This window comes from Cereibacter azotoformans (assembly GCF_021391315.1).
GTDB classification, from domain to species: domain Bacteria; phylum Pseudomonadota; class Alphaproteobacteria; order Rhodobacterales; family Rhodobacteraceae; genus Cereibacter_A; species Cereibacter_A azotoformans.
Window position 1 is genome coordinate 1,530,883 of record NZ_CP090021.1, and the last position, 24,023, is coordinate 1,554,905.

At 69.7% G+C, this 24,023-nt stretch carries 22 protein-coding genes and 1 pseudogene; 18 read left to right on the plus strand and 5 right to left on the minus strand.

Annotation, left to right across the window (positions count from 1 at the left end; all coding sequences use genetic code 11):
* Positions 1-318 precede the first annotated feature (318 nt).
* From LV780_RS07655 to LV780_RS07725, 15 genes are all read left to right on the plus strand, one after another.
* Complete coding sequence (locus LV780_RS07655) at positions 319-705, plus strand: NADH-quinone oxidoreductase subunit A (protein ID WP_011908711.1); 387 nt, start codon at positions 319-321, stop codon at positions 703-705.
* Positions 702-1,319 carry an NADH-quinone oxidoreductase subunit B gene (locus LV780_RS07660; RefSeq protein WP_011908712.1) on the plus strand — a complete coding sequence of 206 codons (618 nt, stop codon included), beginning with the start codon at positions 702-704 and terminating at the stop codon, positions 1,317-1,319. Before LV780_RS07655 ends, LV780_RS07660 begins: the two co-directional genes overlap by 4 nt.
* On the plus strand, positions 1,316-3,058 hold the full coding sequence (gene nuoC, locus LV780_RS07665; protein ID WP_108220262.1) for an NADH-quinone oxidoreductase subunit C/D: 1,743 nt from the start codon (positions 1,316-1,318) through the stop codon (positions 3,056-3,058). Before LV780_RS07660 ends, nuoC begins: the two co-directional genes overlap by 4 nt.
* Entirely contained in the window at positions 3,055-3,528 is a 474-nt protein-coding gene (gene nuoE / locus LV780_RS07670; protein WP_108220263.1) for an NADH-quinone oxidoreductase subunit NuoE, read from the plus strand. The genes nuoC and nuoE overlap by 4 nt, the downstream gene beginning before the upstream one ends.
* On the plus strand, positions 3,525-4,775 hold the full coding sequence (locus LV780_RS07675) for a complex I 51 kDa subunit family protein (protein ID WP_108220264.1): 1,251 nt from the start codon (positions 3,525-3,527) through the stop codon (positions 4,773-4,775). The genes nuoE and LV780_RS07675 overlap by 4 nt, the downstream gene beginning before the upstream one ends.
* On the plus strand, positions 4,772-7,354 hold the full coding sequence (nuoG, locus tag LV780_RS07680; RefSeq protein WP_108220265.1) for an NADH-quinone oxidoreductase subunit NuoG: 2,583 nt from the start codon (positions 4,772-4,774) through the stop codon (positions 7,352-7,354). Before LV780_RS07675 ends, nuoG begins: the two co-directional genes overlap by 4 nt.
* Before the next feature lie 103 nt (positions 7,355-7,457).
* Positions 7,458-8,414 carry an NADH-quinone oxidoreductase subunit NuoH gene (gene nuoH, locus LV780_RS07685; protein WP_044248085.1) on the plus strand — a complete coding sequence of 319 codons (957 nt, stop codon included), beginning with the start codon at positions 7,458-7,460 and terminating at the stop codon, positions 8,412-8,414.
* Positions 8,411-8,905 carry an NADH-quinone oxidoreductase subunit NuoI gene (gene nuoI / locus LV780_RS07690; protein WP_011908718.1) on the plus strand — a complete coding sequence of 165 codons (495 nt, stop codon included), beginning with the start codon at positions 8,411-8,413 and terminating at the stop codon, positions 8,903-8,905. The genes nuoH and nuoI overlap by 4 nt, the downstream gene beginning before the upstream one ends.
* Positions 8,902-9,396: an NADH-quinone oxidoreductase subunit J family protein gene (locus LV780_RS07695; RefSeq protein WP_108220266.1), complete on the plus strand. Its 495-nt coding sequence runs from the start codon at positions 8,902-8,904 to the stop codon at positions 9,394-9,396. Before nuoI ends, LV780_RS07695 begins: the two co-directional genes overlap by 4 nt.
* Positions 9,393-9,701: an NADH-quinone oxidoreductase subunit NuoK gene (gene nuoK, locus LV780_RS07700; RefSeq protein ID WP_011908720.1), complete on the plus strand. Its 309-nt coding sequence runs from the start codon at positions 9,393-9,395 to the stop codon at positions 9,699-9,701. The genes LV780_RS07695 and nuoK overlap by 4 nt, the downstream gene beginning before the upstream one ends.
* A gap of 1 nt (position 9,702) precedes the next feature.
* Positions 9,703-11,805: an NADH-quinone oxidoreductase subunit 5 family protein gene (locus tag LV780_RS07705; protein ID WP_108220267.1), complete on the plus strand. Its 2,103-nt coding sequence runs from the start codon at positions 9,703-9,705 to the stop codon at positions 11,803-11,805.
* Positions 11,796-13,244: a complex I subunit 4 family protein gene (locus LV780_RS07710; RefSeq protein ID WP_180325204.1), complete on the plus strand. Its 1,449-nt coding sequence runs from the start codon at positions 11,796-11,798 to the stop codon at positions 13,242-13,244. The genes LV780_RS07705 and LV780_RS07710 overlap by 10 nt, the downstream gene beginning before the upstream one ends.
* On the plus strand, positions 13,244-14,587 hold the full coding sequence (locus LV780_RS07715; protein WP_108220268.1) for an NADH-quinone oxidoreductase subunit N: 1,344 nt from the start codon (positions 13,244-13,246) through the stop codon (positions 14,585-14,587). Before LV780_RS07710 ends, LV780_RS07715 begins: the two co-directional genes overlap by 1 nt.
* 79 nt (positions 14,588-14,666) lie before the next feature.
* Positions 14,667-16,118 (plus strand): phospholipase D-like domain-containing protein, encoded by a 1,452-nt coding sequence (locus LV780_RS07720; protein WP_108220269.1) that lies wholly within the window; start codon positions 14,667-14,669, stop codon positions 16,116-16,118.
* On the plus strand, positions 16,115-16,468 hold the full coding sequence (locus LV780_RS07725; RefSeq protein ID WP_011908725.1) for a DUF4112 domain-containing protein: 354 nt from the start codon (positions 16,115-16,117) through the stop codon (positions 16,466-16,468). The genes LV780_RS07720 and LV780_RS07725 overlap by 4 nt, the downstream gene beginning before the upstream one ends.
* A gap of 3 nt (positions 16,469-16,471) precedes the next feature.
* On the opposite strand, the gene LV780_RS07730 is transcribed toward LV780_RS07725, so the two are convergent.
* The 5 genes and pseudogenes from LV780_RS07730 to LV780_RS07750 form a co-directional block, all read right to left on the minus strand.
* Entirely contained in the window at positions 16,472-17,404 is a 933-nt protein-coding gene (locus LV780_RS07730; protein WP_233863957.1) for a c-type cytochrome, read from the minus strand.
* Positions 17,381-19,107, minus strand: a pseudogene (gene ctaD / locus LV780_RS07735) (cytochrome c oxidase subunit I); the annotation flags it as partial. The pseudogene ctaD and the gene LV780_RS07730, both read right to left, overlap by 24 nt.
* Positions 19,104-20,078 (minus strand): cytochrome c oxidase subunit II, encoded by a 975-nt coding sequence (locus LV780_RS07740; protein WP_108220270.1) that lies wholly within the window; start codon positions 20,076-20,078, stop codon positions 19,104-19,106. The pseudogene ctaD and the gene LV780_RS07740, both read right to left, overlap by 4 nt.
* Positions 20,079-20,125: 47 nt before the next feature.
* Positions 20,126-20,896: a phosphatase PAP2 family protein gene (locus LV780_RS07745; RefSeq protein WP_108220300.1), complete on the minus strand. Its 771-nt coding sequence runs from the start codon at positions 20,894-20,896 to the stop codon at positions 20,126-20,128.
* Positions 20,897-21,076: 180 nt separating this feature from the next.
* Positions 21,077-21,547 carry an autoinducer binding domain-containing protein gene (locus LV780_RS07750; RefSeq protein WP_233863749.1) on the minus strand — a complete coding sequence of 157 codons (471 nt, stop codon included), beginning with the start codon at positions 21,545-21,547 and terminating at the stop codon, positions 21,077-21,079.
* Positions 21,548-21,612: 65 nt separating this feature from the next.
* On the opposite strand from LV780_RS07750, the gene LV780_RS07755 reads away from it, so the two are divergent.
* The 3 genes from LV780_RS07755 to LV780_RS07765 all read left to right on the plus strand — a co-directional run bounded on the left by LV780_RS07755 (position 21,613) and on the right by LV780_RS07765 (position 23,887).
* Entirely contained in the window at positions 21,613-22,272 is a 660-nt protein-coding gene (locus tag LV780_RS07755; RefSeq protein WP_011908730.1) for a helix-turn-helix transcriptional regulator, read from the plus strand.
* 106 nt (positions 22,273-22,378) lie between these two features.
* Positions 22,379-23,080 (plus strand): autoinducer binding domain-containing protein, encoded by a 702-nt coding sequence (locus LV780_RS07760; protein ID WP_011908731.1) that lies wholly within the window; start codon positions 22,379-22,381, stop codon positions 23,078-23,080.
* Positions 23,081-23,254: 174 nt separating this feature from the next.
* Positions 23,255-23,887 (plus strand): acyl-homoserine-lactone synthase, encoded by a 633-nt coding sequence (locus LV780_RS07765; RefSeq protein ID WP_108220271.1) that lies wholly within the window; start codon positions 23,255-23,257, stop codon positions 23,885-23,887.
* Positions 23,888-24,023 lie beyond the last annotated feature (136 nt).

Sequence of the window (24,023 nt, forward strand, 5' to 3'; positions counted from 1 at the left end):
TTCAACCGTCAATGCGCGGACGGCGCGCAGCCCGGCTTTCCAGCCTGCGGAAAGCCGCAGGGCCGCGCGACCCGTCGGCCGCGCCCACGGCTTGGGCAGATCGGAGGCGCGCCAGGGCGGCCGATGATTCGGGGCGCGACGTCTTGGCGCAGGCCGCGTATCTTTCGGGCGCGGTCCATGGACCTATCTGAGAAATTCTGATGCAGATCAAGGCGCCACCCTCACACGAATGGTTAATCAGCGGATGATACAGACGGACAAGACAGCGCAGGTGACTCCCTCCTGCCGGTTTCTTTCCGCTTGGAAGGACGCAGCGACATGCTCGAACTGATGAACAGCCTCGATCCGAGGGCCGCCCTTGCGCTGCACCTTGCGGTCGTTGCGGTGACGGTGGCCGCGATCCTTCTGGTGGCGGGCGCGCTGCGCGAGCCGTCGCGCGACGGATTCGGCACCTACGAAAGCGGGGCGCCCTCGGGGCGGCCGCTGCGCGGGCGCGTCGCCACGCAATATTTCCTGATCGCCGTCTTCTTCATGATCTTTGACGTCGAGGTGGCCGTCCTCTTTGCCTGGGCTGTCTCGGCCCTCGAACTCGGCACCTCCGGGCTGATCGCGGCGACCATCTTCATTCTCGTGCTTCTGGCCGCCCTCGCCTGGCTCTGGATGGAGGGCGCGCTCGAGACCGCTCCGCGGAAGGACCGGGCATGAGCTGGACGATAGGGCGGCCCGGCGCCGAGGCGCCGGAAGACCGCATGGCCGCATCCCATCTCTTCACGCGCCTCGACGATCTCGTGGCCTGGTCGCGCAAGCACAGCCTCTGGCCGTTCAACTTCGGGCTGTCCTGCTGCTATGTCGAGATGGCGACGGCGCTGACGCCGGTCTACGACCAAGCCCGCTTCGGGGCGGAGGTCATCCGCTCCACCCCGCGGCAGGCCGACCTGCTGATCGTGTCGGGCACCGTCTTCCGCAAGATGGCCGTGCCGCTCTACCGCCTCTACCAGCAGATGCGAGAGCCGCGCTGGGTGATCTCGATGGGCGCCTGCGCCAATTCCGGCGGCATGTATGACATCTATTCCGTGGTGCAGGGCGTGGACAGCTTCCTGCCGGTCGATGTCTATGTGCCCGGCTGCCCGCCGCGGCCCGAGGCGCTGATGGAGGCGCTGGTGCTGCTGCAGTCCAAGATCGCGACCGAGGCGCGCCCCCTTCAGATCCGCATGGGCGAGACCGGCCCTGCCCGGCCCTTCGACCCCGTTCCGCGCCGCGACGCGCTGCGCGAGGGGCGCATGTCCGTCGCCCGCCTGGCCGATCCGGAGTCCACATGAGCTTCGATCAGGTTATTGCGGACGCGCTTCAGGCGCTCCGATCGCGCTTCGGCGCAGACATCCTGTCCGAGCAGGTGACCGGCGAGGGCTTTCCCGTCCTCTGGCTGGCCGCCCCGGCATGGGAGGCCGCCCACCGCTTCCTGCGCGAGGAGATCTCCGCGCCCTTCCCGTTGCTCGCCGACCTCTGGGCGATCGACGAGAGCCAGCGGCAGCACCGCGCGGGTCAGCCCGACTCGCGGCTCACGCTCTGCTCTCACCTCGTCTCGCTTGAGCGCAACGCCGACCTGCGTCTCAAGCTCGCGACCGACGGGCACGCGCCTTCGGTGGCGGGTGTCTATGCCAACGCCGACTGGTATGAACGCGAGGCGCACGACATGTTCGGCCTCGACTTCGGCCGCGAGACGCGCCGCCTGCTGATGCCGCCCACCTGGGAGGGGCATCCGCTGCTCAAGACCCATTACGCGCGGGCGACCGAGAAGCCGCCCTTCGTGCTGACCGACCGTCTCTTCGAGGCGGAGGAGCGCGCCACCATCACCGATCCCGATCTGCTCGGTCTGCCCGGGCTGCGCGACGGCGAAGAGCTGATGGTTCTCAACTTCGGCCCGCATCACCCCTCCACGCATGGTGTTTTCCGGATTCTGCTCGGGCTGGACGGTGAAGAGGTGGTCTGGGCCTGGCCGGACATCGGCTACCACCACCGCGGCGTCGAGAAGATGGCCGAGCGCCAGACCTGGCACGGCTTCATCCCCTATTGCGACCGGGTGGACTACCTTGGCGGCGTGATCTCGGAACTGCCCTATCTGCTGGCGGTCGAGCGTCTCTGCGGCATCGCGGTGCCGCCCCGCGCGCAGATGATCCGGGTCATGCTCTGCGAATTCTACCGCATCATGAACCACCTGCTGTTCTATGGCACGATGGCGCAGGACGTGGGCGCCATGTCGCCCGTCTTCTACATGTTCACCGACCGCGAGAAGGGGCACGAGATCCTGAACGCCATCACCGGCGCGCGGATGCATCCGGCCTTCTTCCGCATCGGCGGCGTGGCGATGGACCTGCCCAGGGGGTGGGACGCGATGGTGCGCGACTTCCTCGACTGGATGCCGGGTCGGCTCGACGAATATGAACGGATGGTGCTGCGCTCCGAACTCTTCCGCGCGCGCACCGTGGGCGTCGGCGCCTATGACACCGACACCGCCCTGACATGGGGCACCACCGGCCCCGGCCTCCGCGCCACCGGCTGCAACTGGGATCTGCGCAAGCAGCGCCCCTATTGCGGCTATGAGCAGTTCGACTTCGAGGTGCCGCTGGGCCAGCGCGGCGACATCTTCGACCGGACGCGGGTGCGCGCCGACGAGATGAGAGAGTCGTTGAAGATCATCCGCCAATGTCTTGAGAACATGCCGGAAGGTGCCGTGAAGGCCGACCATCCGCTGACCACGCCCCCCCCGCGCGGCGCAATGCAGACGGACATCGAGACCCTGATCGCCCACTTCCTGCAGTCGAGCTGGGGCACCGTCGTGCCCGCGGGCGAGGCCACCGGCCAGATCGAGGGCCACCGCGGGCTCACGCAATATGCCATCGTCTCGGATGGCGGCACGCAGAGCTACCGGACGCGGATCCGCACGCCCTCCTTTGCCCATCTCCAGATGATCCCGAAGATCGTGCCCGGCATGACCGTGGCCGACCTCGTGGCCCATATCGCCAGCATTGATTTCGTCATGTCGGACGTTGACCGATGAGCCTCTCGCCCGATCTCCTCGCCCGCATCCGCGCCGCCTCGGACGAGCACGGCGGCCCCCGCGCCGCCATGCTCGAGGCGCTGAAGCTGATCCAGCACGAACACGGCTGGGTCTCGGATGGCCATCTGGCCGAAGCGGCGTCCGCGCTCGGGGTCAACCGCGCGGAAATGGAAGCGCTGGCAAGCTTTTACTCGCTGATCTTCCGCCATCCGGTCGGGAAGACGGTGATCCTGCTCTGCGACGGCGCCTCCTGCTGGCTGAACGGCGCCGAGGAGGTCCGCGAGGAACTCAAGCGCCGCCTCGGCATCGGGTTCGGCGAGACCACACGCGACGGGCGCTACACGCTTCTGAACGTGGCCTGCCTTGGCGGCTGCGACCGAGCGCCCGCCGCCGTCGTGGGCCGCGACCGGCGCCTCGTGGGCCCGCTCTCGCCCGCAGGCGTCGCGGCGCTGCTGGAGGACGGATTGTGACCGACCTGCCCCTGACCGGCCGCGCCCGCCCCGACCGCCGCCCGCACACGCTCGCCGAATGGCGGGCCGAGGGCGGCTACGAGGCGGTGGAACGCGCGCGGACCATGACCCCCTCCGAGATCATCGACATGGTCGAGGCCGCGCATCTGAACGGCCGCGGCGGCGCGGGCTTTCCGGCGGGGCGCAAGTGGCGCTTCATGCCCGAACGGGGAACCTCGCCCGGCGATGGTCCGAGCTATCTGATCGTGAACGGCGACGAGATGGAGCCCGGCGCCTTCAAGGACCGCTTCCTGCTGGAAGCCATGCCGCATCAGGTGATCGAGGGGGCGATCATCACCGCCCGCGCCACCCATGCGGACGAAGCGATCGTGCTGATCCGCGACGAATACCGCCCCGGCATCGCCGCGGTGGAACATGCCATTCACGAAGCGCGAACTGCGGGCCTGCTGGGCGACCTCACGATCCGCGTCCACCCCTCGGCCGGGCGCTACATCGTGGGCGAGGAGACCGCGCTGATCACCGCGCTCGAGGGCCACCGCGCCGTGCCGCGCAAGCGCCCGCCCTTCCCGGCGCAATCGGGGCTCTGGGGCCGTCCCACGACGGTGAACAACGTCGAGACGATCTCGCTCGTCCCCCACATCCTGTCGCTGGGACCGCAGCGCTTCCGCGCCCTCTCGCGCACCGAGGAAGGCGGCACCAAGCTCTATGGCGTCTCGGGCCGGGTGAAGCGCCCGGGCCTCTTCGAGGCGCCGATGGGCACCACCGCGCGCGAGCTGATCGAGCGCGCGGGCGGCGTCTCGGGCGACGGGCAGCTGCGGGCCTTCCAGCCCGGCGGGGGCGCGAGCGGCTTCTTCGGCCCCGACCAGCTCGACCTGCCGCTCGATTTCGGCCATGTGGCCAGGGCGGGCTCGATGTTCGGCACGGGCATGCTGATCGTGCTCGACGGCAGCGCCTGCCCCGTGGGTTTCCTCGCCCGGCACATGCGGTTCTATGCGCGCGAAAGCTGCGGCTGGTGCACCCCCTGCCGCGAGGGGCTGCCGCTGGTGGCGAAGATCCTCGACCGCTTCGCCGAAGGCCGGGGCCGCCGCGCGGATCTGGAGCTGTTGCAGATGACCGCCGCCGAGGCCGCCCCCCGCGGGCGCAGCTTCTGCGACCTGATGGGGGGCGCGATGGCGCCGCTCGCCTCGGGGCTGCGGATGTTCGCGGCCGAGTTCGAAGCGCGTCTGGCCGAGGGAGAGCGGGCATGAAGATCACCGTCAACGGCCGTCCGCTCGAGGTGGAGGGCACGAAGGACCTGCTCACCACCTGTCTCTCGGCGGGCATCGAGATCCCGCATTTCTGCTGGCACGGCGATCTGGGCTCGGTCGGCGCCTGCCGGCTCTGCGCGGTGCGGGTCCATGACGGCCCCGAGGACACCGAGGGCCGGATCGAGATGGCCTGCATGACTCCTGTTCGCGAGGGCCAGCGGATCGAGGTCATGGATCCCGAGGCCGAGCGCTTCCGCGCCCGGATCATCGAATGGCTGATGGTGAACCATCCCCACGATTGCGCGGTTTGCGAAGAGGGCGGCGCCTGCCATCTGCAGGACATGGTGGTGGCCTCGGGCCATCACCGCCGCCGGGCGGAGGTGCCGAAGCGCACCCACCGCAATCAGGATCACGGGCCGTTCCTCACGCAGGAGATGAACCGCTGCATCGGCTGCTACCGCTGCCTGCGCTTCTACCGCGACTACACGGGCGGCAAGGATTTCGAGGTTCTGGGCGCTCATGACCGGGTCTGGTTCGGCCGGACCGAGCCCGGCGCGCTCGAGAGCCCCTTTGCGGGCAACCTCGCCGAGGTCTGCCCCACCGGCGTCTTCGACGACCGCTGGTGGTCGCGCCACTATGCGCGGCCCTGGGACATGGCCGAGACGCCCTCGATCTGCGCGAACTGCTCGGTCGGCTGCAACATCACCCTCTTCGAGCGCGGCGGCACGCTGCGAAAGGCGCAGAACCGGACGCACGGCGCGATCAACGGCTCGTTCCTCTGTGACCGCGGCCGGTTCGGGGCGCTTGCGGCCGAGGCGGCCCGTCCGACCCATCCCACGCGGAAGGGCGCCGAGATCCTCTGGACCGATGCCATTGCCGGCGCCCGCGCCCTTGTCGCGCGTGGGGCTGTCGGCATCGGCTCGCCCCGCGCCTGTCTGGAAACCAACTTCGCGCTGCGCAGGCTGGTGGGGGAGGATCGGTTCTTCGCCGGATGCGGCGCGGCCGAGGCGGCGCTGGTGGCCCGGATGGCGGCGATCCTGCGGCAGGGACCGGCGGGGATCGCCTCGATCCGCGACATCGAGCGCGCCGATGCGGTCCTCGTTCTGGGCGAGGATCTGACCGGCACCGCGCCGCGGGCCGCACTCGCCCTGCGGCAGGCCGCGCGGGACGCCGAGCGGCGCCTTGCCGCCGAAAAGGGCGTGCCGGAGTGGATGGATGCCGCGGTCCGGGTCGCGGGCGAAGGCCGCCGCTCGCCGGTGGCGCTGGTCACGCCCCTGCCCGACGTGCTCGACGAGGTGGCCCTATGGCCGCTCCGCCGTGCGCCGGCCGAAGTGGGCGCCTTCGGGCAGGCCGTGGCCGCGGCCCTTCGGGGCGAGGAGGCCGCGCCCGAGGCGCGCGCGGTAGCCGAGGCGCTGGCCGCGGCCGAGGCGCCCGTGGTGATCGCAGGGGCGGGTCTCGGCCTCGCCGGTCCCGCCGAGGCGGCGGCGGCCGTGGCCGCGGCGCTGGGTGCGCGCGCGCGGATCGCGCTCTTCCCGCCCGAAGCGGGCAGCGTGGGTCTGGCTCTTCTGGGCGGCACCGGACTCGAACGGGCGGTGGCCGAGCTTGAGGCCGATCCGCGGCCCGTCATCCTGCTCGACGCCTCGCTGCCCGACCGCGCCCCGGCGGACATCGTCGATCGGCTGATGACCGCCGCGACGGAGGTGATGCTGCTCGACTGGCTCGACGGCCCGCTCGCGGCGCGGGCGGACCTCATGCTGCCGGTCACGGCGCCGGCCGAGACGTCGGGCACCTACATCAACCACGAGGGGCGCGCGCAACGGTTCTTCACCGGCCGGCCGTCGGATCTGGTGCCGGCCTGGCGGCTGCTCGCGCCGCTGTGCGGAGCAACCGAGACGACGCTCGACGAGATCCTCGCCGCGCTGGCGCACGATTGCCCGGACCTTGCCGTGGTGCGAGAGGCGGCCCCCGGGGCCGAGGCCGCGCCGGTCGCGCGCCTGCCCGCGCGCGCTTCGGGGCGCACCGCCTTCGATCTCGCAGGACGTGTGCCGGAAGGTCAGCCGCGCATTGATGCGGACTCCGCGCTCGCCTGGTCGATGGAGGGCGCACAGGGGCTCGATGCCCCGCCGGCGTTGCGCACCCGTGCGGAGCGGCCGGGGCTCCACTCGGCCAGCAGCGCCTGGGTCGGCACCGAAGGCGTGGGCGGGCCGGTGCGGGGCGGCGATCCGGGCGTCGCGCTGCTCATGGCGGGCGGCACCGGGCCGGGCAGCACCGGGCCGGGCACGCCGCTCGAGGACATGCCGGGCGAGGGCTTCCGCACCCTGCCCCTCCACGATCCCTTTGCGGCGACGGCCGCCGACCGCGCCAGCCCGCCCCTTGCCGAACGCGCGCCGGGGCCGCGGCTTGTGCTGCACCCGGAGGATGCGGCGGCACTCGGCGCGGCCGAGGGCGTGCGCCTGCTGGTGGATGGGCTGCCCGCGCCCGCGTCGCTGGCGCTGGACCCGGCGGTGCCGAGGGGGCATGTGGCCCTTACGGGCGCGCGGGGTTACGCCCGCTTCGTCACGCTGGAGGTGGCGCCATGACCGACCGCCGCACGCATCCGTCGCAAGGGCGCGCGCCGACCGCGACCCTCGGCCACTGTGGCGCGCCCTCGCGCCACCAGTCCCCCGGGGCGGAGGATCGGGCATGAGCGTCCTGCTGATCGTCCTGTTCTCGGCCATCCTTCTCATGGGGCTGCTCGGCGCGGCGGGCGTCTTCACATGGGGCGAGCGGCGCCTTCTGGGTTTCCTGCAGGAGCGGCTCGGGCCGAACCGGGTCGGGCCCTTCGGCTTCCTGCAGTGGGTGGCCGACACGGTGAAACTGATCACGAAGGAGGATGCGCCGCCCGCCGGCGCCGACCTCGCGGCCTACCGGCTCGCCCCCGCCCTCGCGGCCCTGCCGATGCTGGCCGCCTTCGGCGTGGTGGCCTTCGGCCCCGGCCTTGTCATCTCGGATCTCGATGTGGGCGTGCTCTTCGTGATGGGGATGCTTGCCCTGACCGTCTGGGCGCTGGTGCTGGGCGCCTGGGGCTCGCGCAACCGCTATGCGATGCTGGGCGGCCTCAGGGCCGCGGCGCAGATGCTGGCCTACGAGAGCTTTCTCGGCCTGTCGCTCATGGGCTGCGTGCTGCTCGCCGGCAGCTTCCGCATGGGCGACATCGTGGCGGCGCAGGAGGGCGGGCTCTGGTTCATCCTGCTTCAGCCGCTCGGCGCCGGGCTCTTCTTCATCGCGGGCCTTGCGGCGGCGCACCGCCTGCCCTTCGATCTTCAGGAATCCGAGCAGGACCTCGTGGCGGGCTTCATGACCGAATATTCGGGGATGAGCTTCGCGCTCTTCTTCCTTGGCGAATATATCGCGATCCTGCTGGTGGCTGCGCTCTTCACCACGCTCTTCCTCGGCGGCTGGGCGGGGCCGATCCTGCCGGGGCCGATCTGGTTCGGGCTGAAGGTGGCGGCGATCGCGGTGATCTTCGTCTGGCTGCGCGCCGCCCTGCCGCGCCCGCGCTACGACCAGCTCATCGCCTTCGCATGGAAGGTCGCGCTGCCGCTGGCGCTGCTGAACCTTCTGCTGACGGCCTGGATCGCCGTGGGGAGGAGCGCATGAAGGGTATCCTCGACAGCATCCTTCGGGTGGGGCGCATGGTCTTCGCGCCCACGAAGACCGTGGAATATCCCGAGGTCAAGCTGCCGCTCGCGCCCCGCACCCGCGGCCGGATCGTGCTGACGCGCGACCCCGACGGGCAGGAACGTTGCGTGGCCTGCAACCTCTGCGCCGCCGCCTGCCCGGTGGACTGCATCGACGTGGTCAAGGCCGAGACGCCGGACGGCCGTTGGTATCCCGAGAGTTTCCGCATCAACTTCGCCCGCTGCATCTTCTGCGGCTACTGCGAGGAGGCGTGCCCGACTTCGGCCATCCAGCTCACGCCGGATGTCGAGCTGGCCGATTACCGGCGCGGTTCCCTGCAATACGAGAAGGAGGACCTGCTCATTTCCGGTGAGGGCAAGCATCCCGGCTACCGCTACTGGGACGTGGCGGGCAAGGCCATTGCAGGCAAGCAGAGCGATCCCGTCGACCCGAAGGATCTGTGCCCATGAGCGACCTTGCGGCCATCTGGTGCGCCTCGGTGGCGCTGGCCTGCGCGATCCTCGCCGTGACGCGGCCTGCGATAGTGCATGCGCTGATCTGGCTCGTGGCGGCGCTCCTGTCGCTGGCGGGCTGCTTCTTCGCGCTGGGAGCGGGCTTTGCCGGCGCCGTCCAGATCCTGATCTATGCCGGCGCGATCGTCGCGGTCTTCGTCTTCGTGGTGATGACGGCCGATGCCTCGCCCGAGGCGCTGGCGCGCGAGCGGGCACGGCTGGCGCAGGGCTGGCGCCGCCCGGCCGCGGCGGTCGGGCTGGTGGCGCTGCCGCTTGCGCTCGGCCTGCTGGCCGGGGGCACCTCACCCGCCGCCGCCCCGGACAGCGGCCCGAGCCTCGGCGCCATCCTCTTCGGTCCCTGGGCGGTCGCGGTCGAGGTCGCCTCGGGCCTCCTGCTCGCGGCGCTGATGGGCGCGCGCCATCTCGGACGGCGGAGGGAGGAGCCATGAGCGGCGCAACCTTTCTGATCCTCCTCGCGCTTTCGGGCGGCATCTTCGCCACGGGCTTCTTCGGCCTCATGGCGCGGCGCGCGATCCTGTTCCAGCTCATCTCGCTCGAGATGATGCTGGCCGGCCCGGCGCTGGCCTTCCTCGCCGGGGGCGCGTGGCATGGAAGCCAGCAGGGACAGGCGATGTTCGTCTTCATCATCATCCTCGCGGCCGCCGAGGTGGCGCTGGGGCTCGCGCTCTATCTGGCGCTGCGCCGGGGCGCGGATGTCGAGGACAGCGACACGATCACGGGATTGAAGCACTGACATGCTGAGCCCCTATCTTCTCCTGCTGCTCGTGCCGGCGCCGCCGCTGGCCGTCTTCCTGATCCTCGGCCTCGATCCGTTCTTCCTGCGCCGCAAGGCCGTGCAGGCGCTGGCGCTGCTGGGGGGCATCGCGCCCTTCTTTGCCATGCTGCCTTTGCTGGGCCTGTGCCTGGGCACGGAATGCTACGGCGTCATGCCGATCTTCACGCTGGTCTTCGGCCAGTCCGAGGTGGCGCTGGCGCTGCTGCTCGATCCGATGAGCACGCTGGTGGGCCTGACGGTCGCGGCGGTCGGCGCGCTCGTGATCACCTACGCCATCGACTACATGTCGGATGCGCGCATCGCCGACCTGCGCCGCTTCTTCGCGCTGATGAACCTGTTCCTCGCCGCCATGCTGACGATGGTGCTGGCGGGCGACACGATCACCTTCTTCTTCGGCTGGGAACTGATGGGGCTCTGCTCCTTCTTCCTCATCGCCTACAACACCAGCCTGCCGCAGGCGGTGGCCGCGGGCCGCAAGGCCTTCATCATCACCCGCTTTGCCGACGCCTTCCTGCTCGCGGGGCTGCTGCTTCTGTTCCTCGAGGCCAACTCGGTCCGGCTCGACGTGCTGATCCCCGCCGGGACGATGATGACGGAGGAGCGCCATGTCGTGATCGCGCTCCTGCTGCTCGCGGGCGCGCTCGGCAAGTCGGCGCAGGTGCCGTTCCACACCTGGCTGCCCTCGGCGATGGCGGGGCCGACGCCGGTTTCGGCGCTGCTCCATTCGGCCACGATGGTGGCGGCGGGCGCCTTCATGCTGGCGCGCTTCTCGCCCATCGTCATGTCCGAGCCGGCCGTCCAGACCATCGCCGCGATCTTCGGCGCGGGCACGGCGGCCTTCGGTGCGCTGTCGGCGATCTTCCAGACCGACGTGAAGCGGCTTCTGGCCTATTCCTCGATCAGCCAGATCGGCTTCATGGTGCTGGCGATCGGACTGGGCGCGCCCGAGGTGGCGATCGCGCATTTCGTCGTGCATGCGATGTTCAAGTCGCTCCTGTTCCTTGCGGCGGGCGACATCACCCACGGGTCCGACCTCGGCACCAGCCTGCAGGCCATGCGCGGGGCGCTGCGGCGCCGGCCGATCAGCTTCCTGGCCTATGTCGCGGGCGCGGCCTCGCTGGCCGGCCTGCCCATCGTCACCGCCGGCTGGTGGTCCAAGGAGGCCATCCTCGCCACGGCCTGGGAGGGCGGCGCCTTCGGGATCGCGATCTGGGTGCTGGCGCTGCTGACGGCGACCTGCACCGCCATCTACGCCTTCCGCCCGGTCTTCGAGGCGCTCCAGCCCGAGCCCGCTCACATCAGCCACGCCCGGCGGGGCCATCCGGTCGCGCTCGACCTGCATTACCGCCCGCGCTGGGGCAGCGGCTTCATCACCCTGCCGCTCGTGCTGCTCGCCGCGGGGTCGCTGCTCGGCGGGATCATCGTGGGGCCGATCATCCGCTTCCTCGGGGCCGAGGCGCCGCATCCCGCGCATCTGCCCGAGCTTGTGGCGGCGGTTGCCCCCTTCGTCGGCATGGCCGGGGCCGCGGCCATCACCTTCGTTCCCGCCCTCGCCGCGGCCGTGGCGGGCGCGCGCGACATGCGCCGGCCCACCCGGCTCGACCGCAAGTTCCAGCGCTGGGTGATCGAGCCCTACGTCCGGCTCGTCCGCTTCCTCGCGGGCAACCGCATCGGCGCGCGGGCCGAGGCCGAGCTTGAGCTGCGCCACGTCCAGATCGTGCGCTGGCTGAGCCGGGGCGCGCGGATGGACGGGATCTATCAGGCGCTCTTCGTGCGGCCCTTCGTGAACATCGTCCGGTGGCTGAACGGCCATCGCGGCGGCACGGTGGACCCGGTGGGGACATTTCCGGTCAGCCTCGCGCTTCAGGGCACGCAGGCGCTGGTGGAGCGGCTGGCGCATGACCGGTTCGACCGGTTCTGGATGCGTCTGGCCAACCGGCTGGTGCGGCTCTGGGTGCTGGTCTGCGCCATCCAGACCGGACGGAGCCGGGATTATGCGCTCGGCGCGGCCCTCGGGACGGCCGCCCTTCTCGTGATTGCATGGGGTACGACATGGAACTGACCGCGCTCATCCTGCTGCCGTTCTTCGGCGGGATCGCCGCGCTCTTCGCCGGGCGCTGGGGACGGGACGCCGAGCGCTGGGTGGCGATCGCAGCCCTCGGGCTCGCGCTCCTGATCCTGATCTCGAGCTTCTTCTCGGACGGAGACGGCCGCTGGATCGCGATCGAGCGCTACGACTGGGCGCCCTCTCTCGGGTTGCAGGTGATCCTGGCCATGGACGGGCTCTCGGGCGCGCTGCTGGTCGTGTCGCTGGCCCTGGGGATCGTCTCGGTCATCGTCTCCTGGAAGATCACCGAATATTCGGGCCTGCTGAACGCGGCGCTCCTCTGGACGGTGGCGGCCTCGAACGGGGTCTTTCTGTCGTTCGACCTCCTCGTCTTCGCCTTCTTCTGGGAGTTGATGCTGGTCCCGTCGTTCCTGCTGATCTCGGTCTGGGGCCACGGCGACCGCGAGGCGGCGGCGCTGAAGTTCCTCGTCTTCAACGCGGTGGCGGGGCTCGGGCTGCTGGCGGCGGTCTTCTATCTGGGAGCCACCGGCGAGACGGTGACCTTCGACGCCTTCGAGGTGGCCGAGCGTCAGATCCCGCATGGGGTGCAGGTTCTGCTGCTTCTGGGCTTTGCCGCCGCCTTCCTCGTGAAGCTTCCGGTGCCGCCGCTGCATGCGTGGCTGCCGGATGCGCACACGCAAGCACCGACGGCGGGCTCGATCCTGCTTGCGGGGCTTCTGCTCAAGACCGGGGCCTACGGGCTTTTCCGCTTCCCGCCGATGCTCTTCCCCGAGGGCTTCGCCACGCTCGCCCCCTTCGGGCTTGCGCTTGGCGCCTTCGGCTCGATCTACGGGGCGCTGCTGGCCTGCGGGCAGACCGACGCGAAGCGGCTGGTGGCCTACACCTCGGTCGCGCACATGAGCATCGTGCTGATGGGCATCTGCGGCGGCGTCTATTTCTCGCTCATGGGCGCGGGTGTCGAGATGGTGGCCCATGCCTTCTCGGCCTCGGCGCTGTTCCTGCTGATCGGCGCGCTCTATGACCGGACCGGCACGCGCGACCTGCGCGAACTGGGCGGGCTGCAGCAGAACGCGCCCCGCTTTGCCGCGGCCTTCGCGGTCTTCTTCTCGGCCGCGCTCGCCATGCCGGGCACGGCGAACTTCCTCGGCGAGGCGCTGGTCATCACCGGCATGTTCCAGGTGAACTGGATCTTCGCCTCGATCACGCTGATCTCGCTGGTGATCTCGGTCGTCTATGCGACGCGGCTGTTCAAGCGGGTGGTGTTCGGCAAGTCGCGCCGGACCGAGGCGCTCGAGGATCTGACGCTGCGCGAGATGGGGCCGATCGTGCTGCTCGCAGTGGCGACCCTTCTGTTCGGGATGCTGCCGCAACTCCTGATGGGTGCGCTCGAAGGCGCGGTCGAGGCGGCCCTTGTCCCGGTGACGGTCCCCTGATGCCCAGCTTTGCCGCCCTTCTGCCCGTAATCCTGCTTGGCACCGGAGCGGTGACGGCGATGCTCGCCGCGCCGCGCCTGCCGGGGCTGGCGCGCTGGATCGCGGGCTTCGCGCTCGTCGCGGCGTGTGTCGCCCTTGCCCTGCGGCTTGGCGCGCCCGACGGTCTGTCCGTGCTTCTCGCCGATGACCGGATGTCCCGGCTGACGGGACTTGTCGTCTGTCTGTCGGGCCTCGGCAGCCTCGCCTTCCTGCGCCCGGACGGCCCGTCGAAGGAGGGGCCGGCCCTGCTCCTTCTCGCCACGCTCGGAGGCGTGGTGCTGACAGGCGCGGTCCATGCGGCCAGCCTGTTCCTCGGGCTCGAGCTGATCACGCTCGCGCTCGTGGCGCTCTTCGTCCTGCCGCTCGACCGGCCGGCGCTGGAGGCGGGCTACAAGTTCCTCATCCTCGGCGCGGCCGCCGCCGCAACGCTGCTGATGGGGCTCGCCCTTGGCCATGCCGCAACCGGGTCGCTGGCGCTGGAGGCATTCGGGGGCCGAGAGGCGCTGCTGACCTTCGCCGCGGCCCTGCTGCTGGCCGGGCTCGCCTTCAAGCTCGCGCTCGTGCCATTCCACATGTGGACGCCCGACGCCTTCACCGGCGCGCCGGGGGCGGCGGCGGCCTTCGCGGGCGCGGCCTCCAAGGTGGCGGTCGTCACGGCCCTTGTCCGCCTCGACGCGGTCGGGCTGCCGCAGGTCTGGGCGCTGGGGCTCGGCACCTTCGCGGGCGTCTCGATCCTGCTCGGCAACCTCGCGGCGCTTCGTCAGGACGGGGTGGCGCGGATGCTGGGCTATTCCTCGGTGGGCCATGCGGGCTACATCGCGGCCGCGCTGGCCACCGGCGCGGCGTCGGCCCCGGCCGCGGCCCTCTTCTACATCGTCACCTATGCGCCGGCCCTTCTGGCCGCACTCTGCGTGGCCGCGCTCATCGGGCGCGCGACGCGCATTTCCGACCTGCGCGGGATCGTATGGCGGCGCCCGCTGGCGGGTGCGGCCATGGCCGCCGCGCTCGTCTCGCTGGCGGGGCTGCCGGTCTCGGCGGGCTTCTTCGGGAAATACGTTATCTTCACCGCCCTGATCGAGGGCCGGGCCTGGGCTCTCCTGGCGCTCGCCATCGCCGGGTCGGCGCTGGGCGCCTATTACTACCTGCGCTTCGTGGCCCTGATCTTCCGCCGCGCGCCCGACCCGGCCGATCCGGCCGTCCGCTGGCCCGAGAGGACGCTTCTGGGCGCCGCCACGGCCATCATCCTGGTCCTTGGGATTCGGCCGGATCTGCTGCTCGACCAGATCCGGGCCGCACTTCCCTGACCTGCCGCCGACGGTGAGCGGCAGGAACCGGGGGTGGGTCGCGCTCATTGGACAGGGGACGTCAAGGGAGCCTCTTGCCATGAACCAGCACCGCCCCATCCTCCGGTCCGGCGAGACCTGCTGGCGGATCGAGCGCGCAGACCGGCTGGCCGTGATCATCGACGCCGCCGACTATTTCGCCCGCGTCAAGCAGGCGATCCTCGAGGCGCGGCATTCGGTGATCATGGTCGCCTGGGATTTCGACGCGCGCATCCGGCTCGACCCGCGCGCGCCGCCCGACCAGGCGCCCGACACGCTCGGCCGGTTCCTGAACTGGGTGATCCGCCACCGGCCGGAGCTGGAGATCCGCGTGCTGAAATGGGATCTCGGCACGGTCAAGGCGCTCGGACGCGGATCGACGCCCCTCTTCGTGCTCAACTGGCTCAGCGACAAGCGGATGCATTTCCGCCTCGACGGTGCCCATCCCGTCTCCTCGGTGCATCACCAGAAGATCGTCGTGATCGACGATGTGCTGGCCTTCTGCGGCGGGATCGACATGACCGCCGACCGATGGGACACGCGGGACCATCTCGACACGGAGCCGCGCCGCCGCCGCCCCACCACGCGGCGCCACTATGGCCCCTGGCACGACGTGACGACAGCGGTGAACGGGCCGGCGGCGGCGGCGCTGGGCGAGATCACGCGCAACCGATGGGAACAGGCCACGGGCGAGCGACTCGAGCCGCCTCCGGCCTGCGAGACCCGCTGGCTCGACGGGCTCGAGCCGCTGCTGGAAGGCGCCGAGGTCGGCATCTCGCGCACGCTGCCCGACTATGGCGAGCGGCCGGGCGTGCATGAGATCGAGAAGCTCTACCTCGAGATCATCGGCCGCGCCGAGCGCACGCTCTACATCGAGAGCCAGTATTTCGCCGCACGCCGCATCGCCGAGGCGATCGCCGTGCGGCTGCGCGAGGAGGGCGGGCCGGAGATCGTGATCGTCAATCCGCTGACGGCCGACGGCTGGCTCGAGGAGACGGTGATGGGCGCCTCGCGCGCGAAGCTCCTGGGCATGATCGCCGAGGCCGACCGCTATGACCGCTTCCGCATCTACCATCCGGTGACGGTTCAGGGTCAGCCGATCTATGTCCATGCCAAGGTGCTGGCGATGGACGAGAGGCTGCTCAAGGTCGGTTCGTCGAACCTCAACAACCGGTCGATGGGCTTTGACACGGAATGCGACCTGTCGGTCGAGGCGGCGGCCGGAGAGACCGGGCTGCAGGAGCGGATCGCCGCCCTGCGCGACGACCTGATCGCCGAGCATCTGGGCGTTCCGCGCGAGACCTTCGAGGCGGTGCTGAGGGCCAAGGGGTCGCTGATCGCCGCCATCGAATCGCTGCGGGGGCCGGGCCGGTCGCTCCGCCCCTTCGAGCCGCCGGAACTGGGCGCGATCGGCGAGACCCTGATCGCCGACAACGAGATGCTCGACCCCGAGCGCGTCTCCCGATTCTGGCGCGGGCGCAGCGGCTGGTCCCGTTTGCGGAGGGCCAAATGACCCGGCAGGACTTCGACCGCGAGATCCGCAGACTGGATACGCTCGCGCGGCTTCTTGACGCGCGGTTCCGCCTCTTCGGCATCCGCTTCGGCTGGGACGGGATCGCCAGCATCGTGCCGGGTCTGGGCGATGCGGTGACCCTCGTTCCGGGGGCCTGGCTGATCTGGCGGGCCCGGCAACTGGGCGTGCCCACTCCGGTCATCCTGCGGATGGCGGCGAACACGGGCATCGATTTCGTCGGCGGCAGCGTCCCGGTGCTGGGCACCATCTTCGACGTGGCCTTCAAGTCGAACCTGCGCAACATGGCGCTCCTGCGCCGGCATCTCGAGGAAGAGGGGCGCACTTCCTGACTATCAGTTCGCCGCGCCGCCCGCCGCCGGCACCTCGGGCGCCAGCGAGGAATAACAGGCCGCGAGCGCCGCAATATGGTCATCGTTCAATCGGCGCGCCGCCTCGGACATCAGCTCCGCGCGCGGGCCGCCGCCGCGCAGTCCGTCGCGCCAGAGGATGAGCTGCGTCTCGAGATAGCCGCGATACTGGCCCGACAGCGAGGGCGTGTCGGGACGCCGCCGCTCGGCATCCGGTCCGTGACAGGAGTGACAGGCCGGAAGGTCGCGGCGGCGGTCGAGGGCGAAGGCCAGCCTGCGGCCCTCTTCGACGGGATCGTCCGACGCCCCGGCGGCCCCTGCCGCGCCCGAGCCGGCAGCCCTCGCGGCCTGCCCCGCCCCCCGTGCGGTTGCATCTGACAGTCGGCCGAACCGTTGCGCCAGCGGGCGCAGCGTCTCGGCGGGCACGGCGCTGGCCGCGTGGCGCATGTAGCCGCTCTGGCGGCGCCCGTCGCGGTAGGTCAGCAAGGCCATCTCGAGATAGTCCGGTGTCTGGATATCCAGCCTCGGGATCCGCTCGTTGCCCGAGAGGCCGTCGATGCCGTGGCAGCCCGCGCAAGAGCCGAAGCCCGGTGGGCCCTCTGCCGTGGCCGGGCCCACGAGGGCGGCATAGTGCTCGGGCCTCATGCCCCGCACGCGGGTGAGGAAGGCCACGACCGGCCAGACCTCGTCGTTGCGGGCCGAGGGCCAGCCGGGCATCCCAGACATCTTCACCCCCTCGCGGACGATCCAGCCCAATTCGTTCGGCCGCCAGTCGCGCACCGCGTCGCCAATGGGCGGCGGCGCGGGCAGCATCGCGCGCACCGTCGCCCCCTGAGTCACCCCCGGCGCGCCATGGCAGACGCGGCAGGCGGAGTCGTAGTGGCGCGCCCCGAGGAGGTAGAACCGGCCCGCATCCATCCGTTCCACCAGCTTCGGCTGCTGCCAGAGCGGGTAGCGCGTCTCGATATGGGGAATGGAGCGCACGCCCCAGTTGTCGTCCTCGAGGTCGAGCGACCATTCCAGCGTCCCCGCCCCCCACGGGTTGCGGTCACCGATCTTCGTCCGCTTGGGGCGCAGCAGGTCCACCACGAAGACAAGGAAGCCCGCCGCCATCACGAAGGCGCCCACTGTCGAGATCAGGTTCAGCCAGTCCCAGCCCACATGGCCCGGGTAGGTGAAGACCCGCCGCGGCATCCCCTTCAGCCCGGTCAGGTGCATGGGCAGGAAGGTCACGTTGAAGCCGGTGAACAGCAGCCAGAAGGACCAGCGCCCCAGCCGCTCGGACAGGGCCTTCTTGGTGATGACGGGATAGAAGTAATAGACCCCCGCGATGATCGGAAAGACCATGCCGCCAAAGAGCGTGTAATGCAGGTGGGCACGATGAAATAGGTGTCGTGCACCTGCCAGTCGAAGGGGGCGATGGCCACCATGACGCCGGTGAGCCCGCCGGCCGTGAAGACGGCAAGCCCGCCCGCGATCCAGAGCATCGGCAGGATCATCTTGACGCGGCCCACCATCAGCGTCGCCACGAAGGCAAAGAGCTGGATGCCGGTCGGGATCACCACCGCCTCGGAGGCGGCCGAGAAGAACCCCAGCGAGAGCGCGGGCAGCCCCGTGGTGAACATGTGATGCACCCACAGGCCAAAGCTGAGAAAGCCGGTTCCCACGGCCGAGAGCACGATCCAGGAATAGCCCACGATGGGCTGGCGTGCCGCGGTCGGCACGATCATGGCCGCCAGCGCGATCGAGGGCAGGAAGATGATATAGACCTCGGGGTGCCCGAAGATCCAGAACAGGTGCTGCCAGAGCAGCGGATCGCCCCCCCGCTCGGGGTCGAAGAAGGGCCAGTCGAAGCCACGCTCCATCTCGAACAGGAGGTCGCCCGCAATGAGCGGCGGGAAGGCAAAGAGGATCATGCCCCCGACCACCAGCACATACCAGGCGTAGAGCGGCATGAGGTTGACCCGCATCCCCGGCGGGCGGCATTTCAGGACGCCCACGATCAGCTCGACCGCGGCGGCGATCGAGGCCACCTCGATGAAGGACAGCCCCAGCAGCCAGATGTCCGAGCCGAGCCCCTCGTCCTGCGTGGCCAGCGGCGGATACATGAACCAGCCCGATTTCGGCGCCGCGTCGAAGAGGATCGAGCCCATCACGAAGACGCCGCCGATCAGGAAGCACCAGTAGCCGTAGGCCGACAGCCGCGGGAACGGCAGGTCGCGCGCGCCGAGCAGCGCGGGCAGCAGGATGATCGAGATCGCCTCGAACATCGGCACGGCAAAGAGGAACATCATGGCCGAGCCATGCATGGTGAAGAACTGGTTGAAGCGATCGGCCGAGAGGAAGTCGTTGTCCGGCACCGCCAGCTGCACCCGCATCAGCAGCGCAAGCACCCCGGCGCAGAGCATGAAGGCCAGCGCCGTCAGCGCATACCACACGCCCACCTCGCTGTTGTTCACCGCCGACCAGTAGCGCCAGCCCTTTGGCGTGGCCCAGACGGCGCGCAGCCGGTCGGCCTGCGCCTCGGCCAGGGCAGAGGGCACGGGCTCGGACAGCATCGCCTCGGTGGGCGGGAACGCACCCTCGGGCAGCGGCGCGTCGCTGGCATGAGAGCGCGTCATTCCAGCGCCTCCAGCCAGCCGGCGAGCCGGTCCAGCTCGGTCTTCGACAGATGTGCGAAGGCGGGCATCTGCGCCTCGGGCTTGATCGCGCCCGCGTTGGCGATCCAGGAGACCAGCGCCGCGCGCTCCATCGGCAGGATGCCCGCGGCGAGGCTGGTGCGGCTGCCGAAATGGGTGAGGTCGGGACCGACGGCCCCGGCGGCCGGTGTGCCGCGGATGGTGTGGCAGGCGCCGCAGCCCTCGCGGAAGAAGATCGCGCGGCCCTCGCCCTCCTCCGGCCGGGCGGGCGCCGCCTCGGCCTCGAGCCAGCGGGCGAAGTCGCCCTCTTCCAGCACGACCGCATTCAGCGCCATCAGCGCGTGCGAGGCCCCGCAGAACTCGGCGCACTGGCCCCGGTAGGTGCCGGGCGTCACCGGCTCGAGCGACATGCGCGTGGTCCGCCCCGGGATCATGTCGGTCTTGCCACCGAGACCCGGCACCCAGAAGGAATGGATGACGCGCCCGGCCTGAAGCTCGATCTCGGTGCGCCGGCCGGCCGGAAGCCGCAGCTCGTTGGCCGAGATCACCGGCCCCGCCGCGCCTTCGGGCAGATACTCGACCCGCCACCACCATTCCTCGCCGGTGATGCGCACCCGCAGCCCCTCGCCCGGCGCCCGCTGATCCGGCATGATCGAAAGCCCCCAGGCCAGCAGCGCGGTCAGGACCACCACGGGCAGCAGGATGCCCCCGCCGATGATGACCGCCTCGGCCAGCTTGCGCGACATGTGCCCGGTGCGGCGCCGCGTGACATGGAAGAAGAGCCCGTTCAGCGAGATCCATAGGATCACGGCGCCCACCAGCATGACGGCGAAAAGCCGGTTCAGCTCGATCGCGTCGGCCCCGCCGGCCGAAAACACCGACTGGGGCCCATGACATCCGCCCGCTCCCGACAGGATCAGAAGGCCGACGGCCGCCCTTTGTCCCCGACGCATCCCGCTTCCCCGGCGCCGTCGCCGCCACGCCCTGCCGTGCGGTGCCATTACGGCTCGGGCGGGGAAACGCGCGTCGAAGATGGATCGTTCCCCGGCTCGCCCGGCTCGATCATCCGCCGCCGCCGGAGCCAGCGCGCCACCGTCAGGCAACCGAGCGCCCAGGCCGCGCCGCCTGTCCAGCCCGCCAGCACGTCGGTCGGCCAGTGGACGCCCAGATAGACCCGGCTCAGTCCGATCATCACCGTGAGGAGGATCGCCACGCCGAGGATATGGGCCTTGACCCGGACGAGCGGCTGCGTGCGGGCGAGCACGGCCGCCAGCGTGAGGTAGGTGACGGCGGCCATCATCGCGTGCCCGGACGGGAAGCTGGCCGTGTAGATGACCGTCTCGTGCGGCACGAGGTCGGGACGCGGGCGGTCGAACAGGCGCTTGGCGGCAAAGCTCAGCAGTTGGCCGCTGCCCGTGGCGATCAGGACGAACCACATGGTCCGCCACCGCCCGCCCAGACCCAGGAAGCCCGCGACGGCAAGCGTGACGAACCCGAGGATTCCCACACCCCCAAGGGCGGTCACGTCACGCGCCAGCTCCTCGAACCACGCAGGGCCCAGCGGATCGCCCGGATCGGCCGGATTGCGCATGAGCAGGAGGAGCGTCTCGTCGAAGGCATGAGCCCCCCCACCCGAAGCGAGGTCGGCGATCTCGGCAAAGGCCCATCCGAGCGCGAACACCGCCAGCAGCAGGGTGACCGTTCGCCGCTCGATCCAGGCGCCGAACCGGAGGAAGGGTGCGCGCGCCGCAGGTTGTCTTCTTCTAGTCATGGCGATGGAAGCCGCCCGCCGGGGCGCCGGTTCCCGGCGGCCGCGCATGCGGATGTCGAACGGCTGGAACGGGCCGCCGGATGCGTCCCGGCCGGCGTTTCCGCGGCCGTATCTCATCGAGAGAATCGCCTCTGCAGCGCCGCGGCGTCGTGCGTCCTATTGACGCACGCGCGCCATGCGTTAGTTCTGGCGCCGCAGGTTCGCGTTCAAGTTGCGAAGTTCCGCCAACTGCCCCTCGGTCGTGCGGCCAATACCTTCCGTAAGGTCATGCAGATTCTGCACCTGCGCCAGGGCGAACTTCGCCTCGTCCTCGTCCAGCTCGCGATCCTCGCGGCAGAAGAAGCCGAGCGTGCGGGCGGACGCCTCGCCCACCGAAACGACGAGACCGTAACGCAGGCCGAATTCGGCCGCTTTCCCCATGACTCCAGCCTCATCCGTGTCGGCCAGATCGCTCCAGCGACAGATGCCGGGATGTTCGAGGCCCCACCGCACGGTGGGATCCACGAAGATCAAGGCCTTGTCCGCGTAGAGGTTGATCCACTCGCGCGGGTAGGTCTGGTAGAGGAGCGTCGGATTCGCAAATCGTATCCTGACCCCGATGGCAAAGTGCCAATCGGAGTGAGCGGCCACATCATTCAGAAGATCGCGCACGCGATGAACGTTCACCATGCTTTGTATCGGCCTGCAGGTTGTGTATCAGAAAGAGGCACGGCATCATGCCGCGCGACTGCTACTTTACGGTCTGTCGGATTACAATGGAACAGCACAAGCTTATGCATCTGTCGGATATGAAGGGAGCGTTCCTGCAGATCGCACAAGCGGGATTCTATGTCGCACTCAGATTGGGATTCTACTCTCCCGAGGACGAGCTGAACACCTTTCCCGACCAATTTGTCGAACTCTACACCGCGCGCGGCCTCGCCCTTCAGGATCCGCTGATGCGCTGGACCTTCACCAACCACGGCGCCCTGCGCTGGAGCGCGATCGACCTGCCCGACCCGCTGGGCGTGATGGCCCGCTACAGGCAGTATGGAATGCGCTACGGCGCCACCATGTGCCTCGTCGGCCGGGGCGCCGTGCCCAAGAAGAGCTTCGGCATCTTCGCACGGGCCGATCGCGAGTTCACCGATGCCGAGATCATCGACCTGCGCGAGCTTCTGACCGCGCTGCATGTGAATGAGCCGCAGACCCTGACCGAGAGCCAGGTCGAGGTGCTCCGCATGCTCTCGACGGGGATGCGCTACAAGCAGATGGCCTACGCGCTCGGCATCTCGGAGAGCGCGGTCAAGGCCCGTCTGAAGGGCGCGGCGCAGCGGATGAACGCCAAGACGGCGGCGCAGGCCGCCTCGGTGGCCGCGAGCCGGGGGATCCTGTGAACCATCCGCCGGGTTAATTACGCAACGTCAAGCGCACCTCCCAAAGGCTGAAGGAACGTGCTAGATAGTAGGGACGGCTGCGGGGACGGCCGGGGGGAGCCGGCTCATGGATATCATCGACCTCAGCGTGGTCGCTTCGGACGATGCGAACTTTCTGGAATATCTCGACCAGCTCTGCGCCAGGCTGGGGTTCGACTTTGCCTCCTACGCCACGACGAGCCCGATGACCGGGGCCGTTCAGGGCTATGCGAACTACCCCGACAGCTGGAAGATGCACTACATGCGGCGCAACCTGCACCGCGTGGATCCCACCATCCACAAGTCCGCGCTGAGCATCGCGCCCGTGGACTGGGCCCGTTTCGAGCGGGACGAACGTTTCCGGGCGGTCTTCTTCGCGGCCGAGGATTTCGGCATCACGCCCCAGGGCCTGACAGTGCCGGTGCGGGGGCCCTACGGCGACCGTGGCCTCCTGTCGGTGACGCGGAGATGCCCCCGCAGCGACTGGGACAAGCTCAAGCGGGCGGCGATCGGCGATCTTCAGGTCGCCGCGGTCCATCTTCATGATGCCGTCATGCGGTCGGACGTGATCTCGCGCGCGCTGCGCCAGCCGCGCCTGTCCACACGCGAGATCGAGGTGCTGCAGTGGGTGGCGGCCGGCAAGTCGCAGATGGATATCGGCGACATCCTCGGGATCTCGCACCGCACCGTCGAGGTGCACCTGCGTTCGGCGCGGGAAAAGCTGGGCACGCTCTCGACCGTGCAGGCGGTCGGTCGCGCGATCGGGCTCGGGCTTGTCTATCCAAGATGACAGGTTCTTCCCGCTGAGCGCGTGACGCCGGGGAAACAACGCCGCCCGCAGGCCAGCGGATTCACATCAAAAATTTACAAGCCAAGGTGGTCGGCTACGGGATTCCCCCGATAGCCGAAACGGGTCGATGTGCGCAACTATAGCCGTATAGTACGCAACCTTAAGGACTGAAGAATGATCTTCATCATCGACTCCCTCAACCTACACGAGCATTCGGACATCGTGAAGGACATGTTTCGGTTGCGCAAGCGGGTATTTGCCGACCGCCTGGGCTGGGACGTTCAGGTCTCGCAGGGGATGGAGCGCGACCGCTTCGACGAACTGGATCCGGCCCATGTCATCAGCGTCGATGACGAGGGGCGCGTGGTTGGCTGCATGAGGCTGCTGCAGACGACCGGACCGCACATGCTGTCGGACGTGTTCAGCTCGATCCTGGACGGCGAACCCCCGCTGCGCAGCGCCACCTGCTGGGAAGCGACGCGATTCTGCGTGGATACCGAGCGGCTGGTCAGCGGCCGGGCCCGGAACTCGATCTCCTATGTCACGAGCGAGGTGATGATCGGCGCGTTCGAGTTCGCCATGGCCTCGGGGGTCAGCGACGCGGTGGCCGTCATCGACCCGGTCATGGACCGTGTGCTGAAGCGGTCGGGCAATGCCCCGCACGGGTACCTCGGCACGCCGAAGCCGATGGGCAAGGTGACGGCGCTCGCCGCCCTGATGGATTGCTCGGAGGACCGCGTGAACCGGATTCGCGACTTTGCCGGGATTTACCATGACGTGACGCAACCGCAGACTGTAATGGCCTGAAAACCGGCGGATATTCGCCGCTCAGGGCATTCTTCCGCTTGCAGGGCAAGCATCTTGCAGGCAGTTCGGACGGGCGACCCGTACGGGCCGCCCGCCGCACCGGAGGGATGAGTATGGCGCAACCGGACCCGAGAAG